Genomic DNA, 12,730 nt, shown 5'->3' on the forward strand with positions numbered 1-12,730 from the left:
CCGCGGGCGGGCGGCGCCGGGCGGATCCGCCGGTCGCCGCCCGCCCGGTGGCCTCAGCCCCTGCGGAGCAGCGGCGGCAGCCAGCGCAGTTGCGCCGCCTCGTGGAACGGACCGCCGCCCTCGTGGTCGTTGAAGTCGTACACCTCGATCGACTTCTCGGAGTGCCCGTAGGCGTTGAACGCCGCGAAGACGGTGGACGGCGGGCAGGTCTCGTCCTCCAGCGCCGTGGAGAACAGCGCCGGGACCCGGCCGCGGGAGGCGAAGTGCACCCCGTCGAAGTAGGCGAGCGTCCGCGCCACCTGCTCCGTGCGCCCCCGGTGCGCCTTGAGGTACCTGCCCACCTCGCGGTACGGGTCGCGGTTGGTGAGCCTGATGGCCCGCGGGAAGTCGCACAGGAAGGGGACGTCGGGCGCCGCGGCCACCAGGTCGGGCACCAGGCCCGCCACCGCCAGGGTGATGCCGCCGCCCTGGCTGATGCCGGTCACCGCGGTGCGCGCGGCGTCCGTCAGCGGATGGGACCTGGCGGCCTCCACGGCCCTTACGGCATCGGTGAAGACCCGCCGGTAGTAGTACTCGTGCGGGTCCTCGATGCCCCGGGTCATGTATCCGGGGTGGGCCGGCGCGCTGCCCGCCGGGTCCGGTGTGTCGCCCGGGCTGTGGCCGCTGCCCTGGCCACGGGTGTCCATGACGAAATGGGCGAAGCCCGCGGAGGCCCACAGCAGGTTGCTGTGCGCGAGGCCCCGCCCGCCGCCGTACCCCACGAACGTCACCACCAGGGGCAGCGGCTCGGCCGTCCCCGCGGGAAGCGTCAGCCAGCCCCTGACCGGATGGCCGCCGAACCCGGCGAACGTCACGTCGTGCACCTCGACCGTGCGCAGGCCCGTGTCCACCGGCTCGAAGCGGGCGTCCAGCGGGAGGGTGCGGGCCTCGGCGAGGGTCTTGGCCCAGAACGCGTCGAAGTCCTCGGGCTCGACGGACGCGCTGCGGTAGTCGCGGAGTTGGGGCAGGGACAGATCGAACAGAGCCATGCGGAACCGCCTTGAGATGGACAATCGGCCATGCGCACGGTACGACGTCGGGCCTGGGGATGGCAGTGCCCCCGGCCCCGGATCGCGGCCCCGGCCCCGCGCCGCGGCCCCCGGCCCCGGCCGCCGCTCCGGGCCCGGCAGGAGCCCCGGCTCCGGATGCGGCAGACCACCCGGCCCCGGGCCCGGCGGCAGACGTCGGGACGACGGCGGCCGCGCCCCGGCGACCGGCCCGGGCGCGCCCGCTGGGGCGGGTCCGCCCGTGGTACCCGGTGGGACCGGCCGGGCCGCCCGGGTAGCATCCGCATGCGGCCGCAGGACGCCCGCCGGCGGCGCGGCCACCCCGACCCACCGGAGGAACACCGTGTCGACCCCCTCGGTACCGGGCGTGCTCGCCCAGGCCGGCCGGCTGCTCGACGACCCGGCAGCCGAACGCGGCGGTGCCCTGTGGAGGCTGACCGCGCAGGGCAGGCAACTGGACGCCAACCTGATCCGCCTCGCCCCCGGCGAGGGCGTGCCGGAGCACGTGGAGGCCGACCTCGACGTGCTGGTGTGCGTCGTGGCCGGCGACGGCAGCCTCGGCACGGAGACCGGCGCCCAGGAACTGCGGCCCGGCTTCGTGGCCTGGCTGCCGCACGGCGCACGCAGGGCCGTCCTTGCGGGGCCCGGGGGCCTCGTCTACCTCACCGCGCACCGCCGCCGCCCGGGCCTGGCCATCGGCGGCACGAGCGAGGCGGCGCGCGCCGCGCCGGCCGCGGAGCGCAGGCGCCCGCCGTCCCCGGTGGCGGAGGGCGGCGAGCCGGCCTGCCTGCTGCACCGCGTGTGCACCGAATGCGGCCGGCTCGCCCTGGAGGGCGACGCCCGCTACTGCTCCCGGTGCGGCGAGCGGCTGCCCACCGGGTGACCGCCCCCGCCCGCACGGCACACACCGGCCGGTGCCTGCCGTGCGGGCGCCGCCCACCTGTGCCCGTCCCCTCCAGCCGGTGGCCGCCGCTCACGTGCTCCGGGCTGCCCAGGGCCGTGCGTGCCGGCCGCGTGCTGCCCGCGTGCGCCGGCCTCTTCCGGCCTCCTCCGGCCTCCGGCCGCCCATGCCCGCGGTGGCCCTCGCTCCGGTCGGTCGCAGCGCGTGGAGGGCGCCAAAGGAGTGACGGCATCCGGTGCCGCACGGGCGCGCCGCGCGCTCCGTGCCGCGCGGCCTGTCACCGTGGTCCTGCACACCATGCAGGGCGCAGGCAAAGGAGCGGCCCATTGCGGCGGGAGGCCACACAGCCGGCCGGCCGGGAGCGGCAGGACGACGCGCCCGACGACGCCCTGCTGGTGGCGCGCGCACGCGAAGGCGACCAGGACGCCTTCGAGGACCTGGTGCACCGGCACGGCCCCGCACTGCTGGGCCTGGCCACCCGCATGCTGGGCGACCGTGCGGAGGCCGAGGACGCGGTCCAGGACGCCTTCGTCAACGCCTGGCGGCGGCTCCCGGAGTTCCGCGGCCAGGCGGCGTTCCGTACCTGGATGTACCGCATCGTCACCAACCGCTGCCTGAACCAACTGCGTGCGAGGCGGCCCGCCACCGGCCTGGAGGCCGTACCGGAGCCCGCCGCGCCCGAGTACCAGGCCTCGCCCGAGCGGCTCGCCGAGTCGAACGCGGCCATGCGCGCCCTGGCCGAGGCCGTCTCGGACCTGTCTCCGGAGCAGCGCGCCTGCTGGGTGCTGCGGGAGCTGCACGACCTGTCGTACGACGAGATCGCACAGGCGGTGGGAGTGGGGCGCCAGGCGGTCCGGGGGCGGATCTTCCGGGCCAGGCGGCACCTCACGACGGCCATGGAGGCATGGCGGTGAACGGGAGACAGGTGCCGCCGGACGGCACCGGGGACGACGAGGCGCTGCCCTGCGGCACCCCCCTGCGGGCGGTCTGGGAGGCGTACGACGCGGGGACGGCCGCACAGGATCCGCACCTGGGCACCTGTCCGCACTGCACGGCCGCCCTCCACGAGCTGACGGTGCTGGACGGCTTCGTCGAACGGGCGCGGAGCGCGGACCGGTCGCCGGCCGTCGATCCCGACCCGTTCACGACCCGGGTGATGGAGCTGGTCAGGCTGGAAGTGCGCTCAGGCCCCGCGCTGCCGCTCGGCGGGGCGGAGGAGGACCTCTGGATCGTGGAGGCCGCGGTGGCGAAGGCGTTCCGTGCGGCGGTCGACGCGCTGCCGGGTGTGCGCGCGGGTAGCTGCCGGGTGCGCCCGGCCGACTCCGGGGCCGAGGCGGGGGGCGGCTCCGTGCGGGTGGACCTGGAGGTGGTGACCTCACTGGAGCGGAACCTTCAGGAGGTGGCCGAGGCGGTGCGGCACCGGGTGGTGGACAGCGCCCACCGCGCACTGGGCCTGGAGGTCGACGCCGTCGACGTGACCGTCGCCGACGTCCTGGACGACAGCGGCCAGGCCCACGGCACCACCTTCAGCTATGCCGCCGCCCCCGGCACAGGCACCGCCCCTGGCCATGGGTCGGGCGGCAGATTCGGCGGACCCGGGACCGGTGGCGGACCGGTCCCCGAGGGCGGCACGGGCCGATGACCCCGCACGACACCCGCCAGGAGATCGAGCGGACCGTGGCCGCCGCGGCCGGCCGGGTGCCCGGTGTCGCCTCCCTCAGCCCGCGGCTCCCGCGGCTGCTGCGGGACGGGACCGCACGGTTCGTGCGCGCCGCGGGACGCGGCGAACAGGTACCCGGGGTGCACGCCCGGCTCGACACCGACCGGCACACCTGGCACGTGGAGGTGAAGGTCACCACGCTCAGCGGACACCGGGCCCTCGACGTCACCCGGGCCGTGCGGGCCGCGGCCGACGGGGCGGCCCATGCCGCGCTGCACGGGGCGCGCGACGCGGTGGCCGTCACGGTCACGGTCACCGCCGTGGTCTGACCGGGACGCAGGGGGACCGCCCGCGGATCCGCGCAGGGCACGACGGCCCGCGGAATCCGTCCGAGGCCGGCCGCTGCGGGACCATCGGAGGAAAGCCGGACCGCGCAGGCGGTCATGAACACCCGGCCGGCCGCGAATTCAGGGCCCGCACCGCCGCGGGCGGGCCCGTCCGGGGGCGATCCGGTGCCAGGTGTTCCGCGAGCACCGGAAGGGCACTCCTGTATACGGGACCCCGGTTGCGACTGCGCCTCAAGACCGGCTCCGACAGGCCCACTTGGTATCCACCGCCGCCCTCGGGGCCGTGCGCGACACCACGATCGCCACGGAAATTTGACATAGCCTTGACAAATCTTGAGCCGCATTGCGAGCATGCAAAAGAATTGAGCTGCCGTGTAAAAGCTTTTGCGTTCTGTGCAATAAGTCGCTTGTCACTTCTGCGGGATGGAGGTCTCCGCAACCGCGTCCCAGGACGTCTCGGGCGTCCCACCGCTGCGGCAGCACAGTGCACACAGGAGCAAGCGCGGCCGGCGCGCGCCTTGCCTGACACCCCACGCACGTCAGGAAGGAAGGCTCATGTCACGACACCCCCGCAAAGGGTGGAGACTCATCACGGCCCTGGCCCTGATCGTCACCGGAGGGGCCGCTGTCGCCCTCCCGGCCAGCGGCGCGCCTCGGGACATCCCCGCCGACGACTACCAGCAGGTCAAGCTGGCCGCCGGCCCGGACGAACTGGGCGAGGCGATGTCGCTGGCGGTACTGCCCGACCGGTCCGTCCTGCACACCTCCAGGGACGGCACCCTGCGGCTCACCGACGCGAACGGCAACACCAAGGTCTCGGCCAGGCTGAACGTCTACACCCATGACGAGGAGGGGTTGCAGGGCGTCGCGGCGGATCCCCGCTTCGCGGACAACCACTTCGTCTACCTGTACTACTCGCCCCGGCTCAGCACCCCCGACGGTGACGCCCCGGTCAACGGCTCCACCGCGGACTTCGACCGGTTCAAGGGCCACCTGAACCTGTCGCGCTTCGTACTGAAGTCCGACGGGACGCTGGACACGGCCAGCGAGAAGGTGCTCCTGGAGGTCGGCAACGACCGCGGGCAGTGCTGCCACGTCGGTGGTGACCTCGACTTCGACAGCAAGGGCAACCTGCTGCTGACCACCGGGGACGACACCAACCCGTTCGAGTCGCAGGGCTACTCGCCGCTGGACGAACGCGCCGAACGCAACCCGCAGTTCGACGCCCAGCGCTCCGCGGGCAACACCAACGACCTGCGCGGCAAACTGCTGCGGATCCACCCGGAGGCGGACGGCCGCTACACGATCCCGGCCGGCAACCTCTTCCCCGCGGGCACCGCGAACGCCCGCCCCGAGATCTACGCCATGGGCTTCCGCAACCCGTTCCGCATGCAGGTGGACAGGGCCACGGACATCGTCTACATCGGCGACTACGGGCCCGACGCGGGCAGCACGACGGCCGACCGCGGCCCAGGGGGGCAGGTGGAGTTCGACCGCGTCACCAAGGCGGGCAACTTCGGCTGGCCCTACTGCACCGGCACCAACACCACCGACGAGACGTACAACGAGTACACGTTCCCCAGCGGGCCCTCCGGCGCCAAGTACGACTGCGCCGGCGGCCCCACCAACAACTCGCCGCGCAACACCGGCCTGACGAAGCTGCCGCCGGCCCAGGCCGCCTGGATCCGCTACGGCGGCGACGCGGGGTCCCCGCCGGAGTTCGGCGGCGGCTCCGAGTCCCCGATGGGCGGCCCCGTCTACCGCTACGACGCCTCCCTCGAGTCCAAGGTGAAGTTCCCTCAGTCGCTGAACGGCAAGTTCTTCGCCGAGGAGTACGGCCGCAAGTGGATCAAGCCGATCACCGTCAACGCCGACGGCTCCCCGGGCACGATCGAGAGCTTCCCGTGGAGCGGCACGCAGGTGATGGACTCCGCGTTCGGCCCGGACGGCGCGCTGTACGTGCTCGACTACGGCACCGGCGCCGGTGACCAGGCCCTCTACCGCATCGAGTACGTCGCGGGCAGCAACCGCAACCCGGTCGCCAGGGCGGCCGCGGACGTCACCTCCGGGAAGACCCCGCTGACCGTGCACTTCTCCTCCGCGGGCAGCTCGGACCCGGAGGGCGCGGCGCTCCACTACTCCTGGGACTTCGGTGACGGAGCGACCTCGACCGAGGCCGACCCGACCCACCAGTACACCAGCGAGGGCACCTTCTCGCCGACCCTCACCGTCACCGACCCGGAGGGCCTGACCGGCACCGCGAGCCTCGTCGTGACCGCCGGCAACACCGCACCCACCGTGAACCTCGCGAACCCGGTGGACGGCCAGTTGTTCGGTTTCGGCGACACCGTCTCCTTCTCGGTGCAGGCGAGCGACCCCGAGGACGGCTCGGTGGACTGCGGCAGGGTGAAGGTCACCTATCTGCTCGGCCATGACGACCACTCGCACCAGATCACCAGCAGGACCGGCTGCACCGGCTCGATCGCGCTGCCCACCGACGGCGAGCACGACAGCGCGGCGAACCTGTACGGCGTCTTCGACGCGGAGTACACCGACGCCGGCGGACTGACCACGCACAGCGTCAGGAAGCTCCAGCCCCGGCACCGCCAGGCCGAGCACTTCGACGACCAGTCCGGCATCGAGATCGCCGGGCACGGCACGGCGGAGGGCGGCAAGACGGCCGGCTTCACCGACGACGGCGACTGGATCTCCTTCTCGCCGTACGCGCTCGGCAACGCGAGGACGTTCACCGCGCGCATCGCGTCCGCGGGCCCCGGCGGCACCCTGGAGGTACGGGCCGGATCGGCGGCCGGCACCCTGCTCGGCACCGTCACCGTGCCCTCCACGGGCGGCTGGGAGAACTACCGGGACGTCGCCGGGAACCTGACCGGCGGCCCGGCCGGGTCGACCGGCCTGTATCTGGTCTTCAGGGGCCCCTCGGGACAGGGCAACCTCTTCGACCTCGACTCCTTCACGATCGGCTCCTGACATGAGGCGACCAGACATGGGACGAGCGGACACTCGCACGAAGGACCACGGGCGCGGCCGGGGCGGGCACGTGATGCGCAGGCTCGCGGCAGGGATCGCCACCACCACGGCGCTGGCGCTCGCCGCGCTCTTCGCGGCACCCGGAGCGGGGGCCACCGCCGACGCCGGCTACGACGTCCTGGTCTTCTCCAAGACCGCGGGCTTCCGGCACGACTCCATCCCGGCGGGCATCCAGGCCATTACCGAACTCGGTGCCGCGAACGGCTTCACGGTGACGGCGACCGAGGACGCCGGCGCCTTCACCTCCGGCAACCTCGCGAAGTACGAGGCGGTCGTCTTCCTCAGCACCACGGGCGACGTCCTCGACGACACCCAGCAGAACGCCTTCCAGGCGTACGTGGACGGGGGCGGCGGCTACCTCGGCGTGCACGCCGCCGCCGACACCGAGTACGACTGGCCGTACTACGGCACCCTGGTCGGCGCCTGGTTCCAGAGCCACCCGGCGCCGCAGCAGGCCGTCGTGGTCACCGAGGACCACGACAACCCGGCGACGGCCGGCCTGGACGACCGGTGGGCCAGGACCGACGAGTGGTACAACTTCCGCACCAACCCCCGGCCCGACGTGCACGTCCTGCAGAGCCTGGACGAGTCCAGCTACAGCGGCGGCACCATGAACGGCGACCACCCCATCACGTGGTGCCACCCGCAGGGCCAGGGCCGGGCGTTCTACACGGGCATCGGCCACACCCGCGAGTCGTTCGCGGAAAGCCCCTTCCGGTCGCTGCTGCTCGGCGGGCTGCGGTACGCGGCGGGCGCGGTCGGGGCGGACTGCGGCCCACCCACCGCCCAGCAGCCCGGCGCGCTCTCGCAGGACGTCCACCTCTTCTACTACCCCTGGTACGGCACACCGGAGGTGAACGGCGACTGGCGCCACTGGCAGCAGGGCGGGCACACGCCGCCCGAGGACATCGGCGCCGACCTCTACCCGAAGCTCGGTCCCTACGACTCGGGCGACGCCGACGGGGCCGTGGCCCAGCACATGAAGTGGGTACGGCAGTCGGGCGCCGGCGTCATCGTCTACAGTTGGTGGGGCCGGGGCAGCTACGAGGACAATCTGGCCCGGGTCGTCCTGGACGCCGCACGGGCCGAGGGCGTCAAGGTGGCCTGGCACATCGAGCCCTACCAGGGTCGCACCGGCGCATCCGTCGCCGACGACATCAGGTACATCGACGCCGCCTACGGGGACAGCCCGGCGTTCTACCGGTCCGCCGACCACGGCAACCGCCCGGCGTTCTACGTCTTCGAAAGCCTCCGGATCGGCGACTGGTCGGCCCTGGACGCGGTGACCGGCGACAACATCGTGCTCGCGCAGACCACCGACACCAGCAAGATCAGCCACTTCAACGGCCTGTACACCTACGACGGCATCGCCGGGGCCACCGCACCCGGCTGGAAGAACGCCGGTGACTACGCACGGCAGCACGGCCTGGTCTGGTCGCCGTCCGTGGCACCCGGCTACGTCGACGACCGCGCGGTGCCCGGCAACACCACCCCGACCGTGGGCCGCGGGAACGGCGCGACCTACGACCTGGAGTGGTCCAACGCCCTCGACCCCGCCATCGGCGGCTCACCCACCTGGGTGTCCGTCACCTCGTTCAACGAGTGGCACGAGGGCAGCCCCATCGAGCCGGCGGCCGGCGACCCACCCGCGGGGCACGGCTACCAGACCTACGACGGCGCCTACGGCAAGACCGGCGACGCGGCCGAGACCGCCTATCTCGACCGCACCGCCGAGTGGGTGGCGCAGTTCGAGGAGGTGCGCGAGAACTGAGCTGTACGGAACGGCTGCCGGAGCCCGCCCGGGCCCCGGCAGCCGTCCCGGGCGTGCCCGGCCGTCCCGACGGGCGCGGGTGCGGCAGGGCCCGGTTCCGCCGGCGCCGGTGCAGTGCGCCGTCGGCCGGCGGGGGCTGCGGCGGCACCCTTCGCACGGAACAGCCGCCGGGACCTTCCACTCGACCTGGTCGAGCTGCCCCTTGTGGCGCGTGAGCGATGCTCCGCACCGCATCCGGTGATCACCGGATCGCCCGACCACCTGCGGCCGTGCACGCCCTGGGCAGCCGGTTCACAGCCGCAGGCAGACCGAGGAGTGCCCGGCTCGTTGCGAGGAGCAGGGGGCGGGAGGGGTGCGGCTGTGCGATCACCTCGGGCGGGGCGGCCGGGGGCGACGGTTCGCCGGGAGGTGCCGAGGAAGCCTCACCAGCCCACCGCGGAACCGTCCTTGCGGTGGTCGGAGGCCGCGCGGTAGACGCCGTTCACCGGGCCGTCGGGTCCGGTCGGCGCGGGGTGGTCGGCCTCGTGCTCGGGGGTGAAGTGGATGGCCTGGTAGCCGCCCATGGAGGAGGTGTCGGGGTCGGTGAGGTGGTGACCGAGCGCCTTCAGGCCCTCGCCCACCAGGTCGTACAACTCGGGCTCCAGGCCGAGGGTGTTCTCGTACTGGTTGTGGGCGAAGCGTGCCGCGTCGGCGGCGGCCTGCGGGTTCATACCGAGGTCGATCATGTTGACCAGCTCGGTGGCCTGGGCCTGCGGCTGCTCGGCGCCGCCCATGTTGCCGAAGGAGAGGACGGGGCGGCCGTCCTTCATCACGAACGCCGGTATCAGGGTGTGGTACGGGCGCTTGTGCGGGGCCACGACGTTCGGCGACTTGGGGTCGAGGTTGAAGAGGGCGCCGCGGTTCTGGAGCGGGAAGCCGTAGCCCGGCACGCTCAGGCCGGAGCCGAAGGTGTCGAAGATGCTGTAGATGAACGACGTCATGTTGCCCCACCGGTCGGCGGTGGTGAGGTAGACGGTGCCGGAGACGACCGAGCCGGGGTAGCGGGGGGTGCCGGCCCTGTGCGGGTCGATCCGGGCGCACAGCTCCTTGGCGTACTCCTTGCTCAGCAGCTTCTCCAGGGGCACGGTGACGAAGCGTGGGTCGCCCTGGTAGCGGTTGAGGTCGTCGTACGCGAGCTTCTTCGCCTCCACCAGCAGGTGCCAGAACTGCGGTGATCGCGGGCCGAGTCCGGCCAGGTCGTAGCCGAGCACGGGGCCGAACTGCTCGATGATGTTGAGCATGATCAGGGTGGCGAAGCCCTGGGTGTTGGGTGGCAGCTCGTAGACGTCGTAGCCGTGGTAGTTCACGGTGATGGGATCGACCCACTCGGCCCGGAAGTCCGCGAGGTCGGCGGGGTCCATGGCGCCGCCGACCTCGCGGATCTTGCGCACGACGGCGTCGGCTATGGCGCCGGTGTACATGGCGTCCCGGCCCTCGCGTGCGATCAGGCGGTACGCGGCGGCGAGGTGGGGGTTGCGGAAAACGCCGTACAGCGCCGGGGCCCTGCCGCCGGCGAGGAAGAACTCGGCCGAGTCGGCGTCCTTCGCCAGCAGGTCGACGGCACCGCTCCACTGGTGGTGGATGCGCTCGGTGAGGCCGAAACCCTGCTCGGCCAGGTCGATGGAGGGCTTCAGCAGGGTGCCCAGGTCGCGGCTGCCGAAGCGGTCGACCAGCCGGTGCCAGCCCTCGACGGCGCCGGGTACGGTGATGGTGTGGACGCCGCTCCCCGGCAGGCCGGTCTCCTGGGTGTAGCCCAGGTCGCGGAAGTGACCGGGGGTCCATGCCGAGGGGGCCCAGCCGCTGGAGTTGAGCCCGTGGAGCCTCCGGTCGGCGGCGTGGTAGTGGATGGCGAAGGAGTCGCCGCCGATGCCCGCGCTGTTGGGCTCGACGAGGCCGAGCATGGCGGCCGTCGCCACCGCGGCGTCGGCGGAGTTGCCGCCCTCCTGGAGGATGCGCAGCCCGGCCTGGGCGGCGACGGACTGGCTGGTGGCCACCACCCCGTTCCTGGCCAGTACTTCGGCGCGGGTCTGTCCGCCCCAGCCGCCGTCCCTGCTGCCGCGTACGGCCTTGATGGCGACTCCCGGCTCGGCTGCCGAGGCGGTGGGCCGGCCGAAGGGGGTGGCGCTGGCCCTCGTCGTCACGGGCCTGCGGGCGGCGGCACTCGTCGCGGCGCCGGTCGTGGTGGCGCGGGCGGGGGAGGAGTTCGCGAACTGCGCGGTGCCCACGGCGCCGAGGGCGGCGGCTGCGACGGCTCCGTTCAGCACGGTCCTGCGGGCAGGACTCGCGGCGGGGGCGGGGGCGGGGGCGGTGGGGGTGCTGTCTCGGGGGGCGTCGTCCTGGGAGGGGGCGGGTGCGTCGCTCACGGCACGGACCTTCCTATCTTCGGACTTTCGACAGACAGGGACTTACCGGGGTGCCCGCCCCGGATGCGGCTCCGCGACGGGTGCGGAAGCAGCCACGGTCTATCACGTGGGTATTACACCTACAAGGCCGCGTTGTCCGAAATAGTTCTTCCGTGCCCCTTGACGCGTCATGTTCCGGCACGTCAGACGGGCGAGCCACGGAGGTCGCCTCGACAGCGACTTCCGGACGGTGCTGCCCCACGCCCCGGGCTCTGTCCCGGCGGTCGGCGCCGTGCCGGTACGAGGCCGGGGGCGAGGCCGGCGGCGAGGCGGAGCGCGGTCCGGCGGGACGATGAGCGGGTGCCCCGCCACCGGCGACCCGGGCGCCCGGGTCCGGGAAGCACGGGAGGGCGAGCGGGGCCGCCCGCGCGGCTCATCGGGGCGAGGGCTGCTGCTTGGTCGCGCAGTGGATCCCCCCGCCGCCCTCGGCGAGCGTGTTGATCTCCAACTGGACGACGGCGCGCCCCGGGTGGAGGTCCCTGATGAGGGCGGCCGCGCGTTGGTCCCCGGCCGGGTCGCCGAAGCGGGGGAGGAGCACAGCACCGTTGACGACGTAGTAGTTCGCGTACGAGGCGATGAAGTACCGTCCTCGTCTGCCGATGCGGGTGGGGTCCGGCTCGGGCAGCTCGACGACGCGGAGTTCGCGTCCACGCGCGTCGGTCGCCGCCTTCAGGACCTGGCGTGCCTGGTGGTAGGCCCGAGTCCACAGGTCGGGCCTGGCACTGCTCGGCGGGCGGCTGATGACGACGGTTCCGGGTTCGACGAACCGGGCCACGGCGTCGATGTGGTAGTCGGTGATGTCTCTGCCCCGCAGCCCCGCGATCCAGATGACCTTGGAGACGCCGAGGCACCTCTTCAGAGCGCCCTCGATCCGGTCACGGGATCTGCCCGGATTGCGGTTGATGTTGACCAGGGAGCTCTCGGCCACGATCAGCGTGCGCTCTCCGTCGACCTCCAGCGCGCCGCCCTCCGTGGTGACGGGAGCGTCGATACGGCGCAGGCCCCTTTGCGAGAGGAGCCGGCGTGCGACGCGGGCGTCACGCTCGTGGGGCTGCTTGCCACCCCACCCGTTGAAGTGGAAGTCGACACCCGCGACCCGGCCGGAGCCGGTGACGAACGTCGGGCCGGAATCGCGCATCCACAAGTCGTCCACCGGGACAGAAGCGATCTCCACCGCGCCGCCGCACGCCCGCCGTGCCTCCGCCGCCTCCGACGGTGCGGCGAGCAGCGTCACCGGTTCGTGCTCGGCGACGGCGCGGGCGATGCCCGCCACGTCCTCCCGGACCGCGGGCAGGGCCTCCCGCCAACCCGAGTCGGAGGACGGCCAGGCCATGAACGTCCGCTCGTGCCTCTGCCACTCCGCCGGCATGTGCCACCGCACCGCGGGCTCGGCCGACGTCCGCCGCCCGTCCTCGTGCGCACCGGACGGCACCTCGCCCGCTCCCCGAACGCCCGCCGCACCGAACGCTGTCACAGCGCAGGACCCGAGAACCGCTCGCCGCGAGAAACCCATGTC

At 73.2% G+C, this 12,730-nt stretch carries 9 protein-coding genes; 6 read left to right on the forward strand and 3 right to left on the reverse strand.

Features of this window, described 5'->3' with window-relative positions; genetic code table 11:
* Window positions 1–53: 53 nt before the first annotated feature.
* Window positions 54–1,028 (reverse strand): acetylxylan esterase, encoded by a 975-nt coding sequence (locus tag IE313_RS25435; RefSeq protein WP_189936103.1) that lies wholly within the window; start codon window positions 1,026–1,028, stop codon window positions 54–56.
* 361 nt (window positions 1,029–1,389) lie between these two features.
* Between IE313_RS25435 and IE313_RS25440 the strand changes: the two genes are divergently transcribed.
* The 6 genes from IE313_RS25440 (at window position 1,390) to IE313_RS25465 (ending at window position 8,773) form a co-directional block, all read left to right on the forward strand.
* Window positions 1,390–1,929 carry a cupin domain-containing protein gene (locus IE313_RS25440; protein ID WP_373317060.1) on the forward strand — a complete coding sequence of 180 codons (540 nt, stop codon included), beginning with the start codon at window positions 1,390–1,392 and terminating at the stop codon, window positions 1,927–1,929.
* A gap of 344 nt (window positions 1,930–2,273) precedes the next feature.
* Window positions 2,274–2,861, forward strand: a complete 588-nt coding sequence (locus IE313_RS35485; protein ID WP_229924938.1) for an RNA polymerase sigma factor — start codon at window positions 2,274–2,276, stop codon at window positions 2,859–2,861.
* Entirely contained in the window at window positions 2,852–3,589 is a 738-nt protein-coding gene (locus IE313_RS25450; protein WP_373317061.1) for an Asp23/Gls24 family envelope stress response protein, read from the forward strand. Before IE313_RS35485 ends, IE313_RS25450 begins: the two co-directional genes overlap by 10 nt.
* Window positions 3,586–3,936, forward strand: coding sequence for an Asp23/Gls24 family envelope stress response protein (locus IE313_RS25455; protein WP_189936110.1), 351 nt, complete (start codon window positions 3,586–3,588; stop codon window positions 3,934–3,936). Before IE313_RS25450 ends, IE313_RS25455 begins: the two co-directional genes overlap by 4 nt.
* 573 nt (window positions 3,937–4,509) lie before the next feature.
* Complete coding sequence (locus tag IE313_RS25460) at window positions 4,510–6,942, forward strand: PQQ-dependent sugar dehydrogenase (RefSeq protein WP_189936112.1); 2,433 nt, start codon at window positions 4,510–4,512, stop codon at window positions 6,940–6,942.
* A gap of 16 nt (window positions 6,943–6,958) precedes the next feature.
* The gene (locus IE313_RS25465) at window positions 6,959–8,773 is read left to right on the forward strand and encodes a ThuA domain-containing protein (protein ID WP_373317062.1); all 1,815 of its coding nucleotides are present in this window, start codon (window positions 6,959–6,961) and stop codon (window positions 8,771–8,773) included.
* Window positions 8,774–9,195: 422 nt separating this feature from the next.
* Here the strand turns inward: IE313_RS25465 and ggt are convergent, their stop codons facing one another.
* Together ggt and IE313_RS25475 are read right to left on the reverse strand one after the other, a co-directional pair.
* Window positions 9,196–11,175: a gamma-glutamyltransferase gene (gene ggt, locus IE313_RS25470; protein ID WP_189936113.1), complete on the reverse strand. Its 1,980-nt coding sequence runs from the start codon at window positions 11,173–11,175 to the stop codon at window positions 9,196–9,198.
* A gap of 412 nt (window positions 11,176–11,587) precedes the next feature.
* Window positions 11,588–12,646 carry an agmatine deiminase family protein gene (locus tag IE313_RS25475; RefSeq protein ID WP_229924939.1) on the reverse strand — a complete coding sequence of 353 codons (1,059 nt, stop codon included), beginning with the start codon at window positions 12,644–12,646 and terminating at the stop codon, window positions 11,588–11,590.
* Window positions 12,647–12,730 lie beyond the last annotated feature (84 nt).

The organism is Streptomyces sulfonofaciens (genome assembly GCF_014656295.1).
GTDB classification, from domain to species: Bacteria; Actinomycetota; Actinomycetes; order Streptomycetales; family Streptomycetaceae; genus Streptomyces; species Streptomyces sulfonofaciens.

What these genes read in the sequence shown, in the direction of transcription:
- IE313_RS25435 (WP_189936103.1), bottom strand. Translation starts at nt 1,028, where the DNA reads ATGGCTCTGTTCGATCTGTCCCTGCCCCAACTCCGCGACTACCGCAGC.
- IE313_RS25450 (WP_373317061.1), top strand. Translation starts at nt 2,852, where the DNA reads ATGGCGGTGAACGGGAGACAGGTGCCGCCGGACGGCACCGGGGACGAC.
- IE313_RS25455 (WP_189936110.1), top strand. Translation starts at nt 3,586, where the DNA reads ATGACCCCGCACGACACCCGCCAGGAGATCGAGCGGACCGTGGCCGCC.
- IE313_RS25460 (WP_189936112.1), top strand. Translation starts at nt 4,510, where the DNA reads ATGTCACGACACCCCCGCAAAGGGTGGAGACTCATCACGGCCCTGGCC.
- IE313_RS25465 (WP_373317062.1), top strand. Translation starts at nt 6,959, where the DNA reads ATGGGACGAGCGGACACTCGCACGAAGGACCACGGGCGCGGCCGGGGC.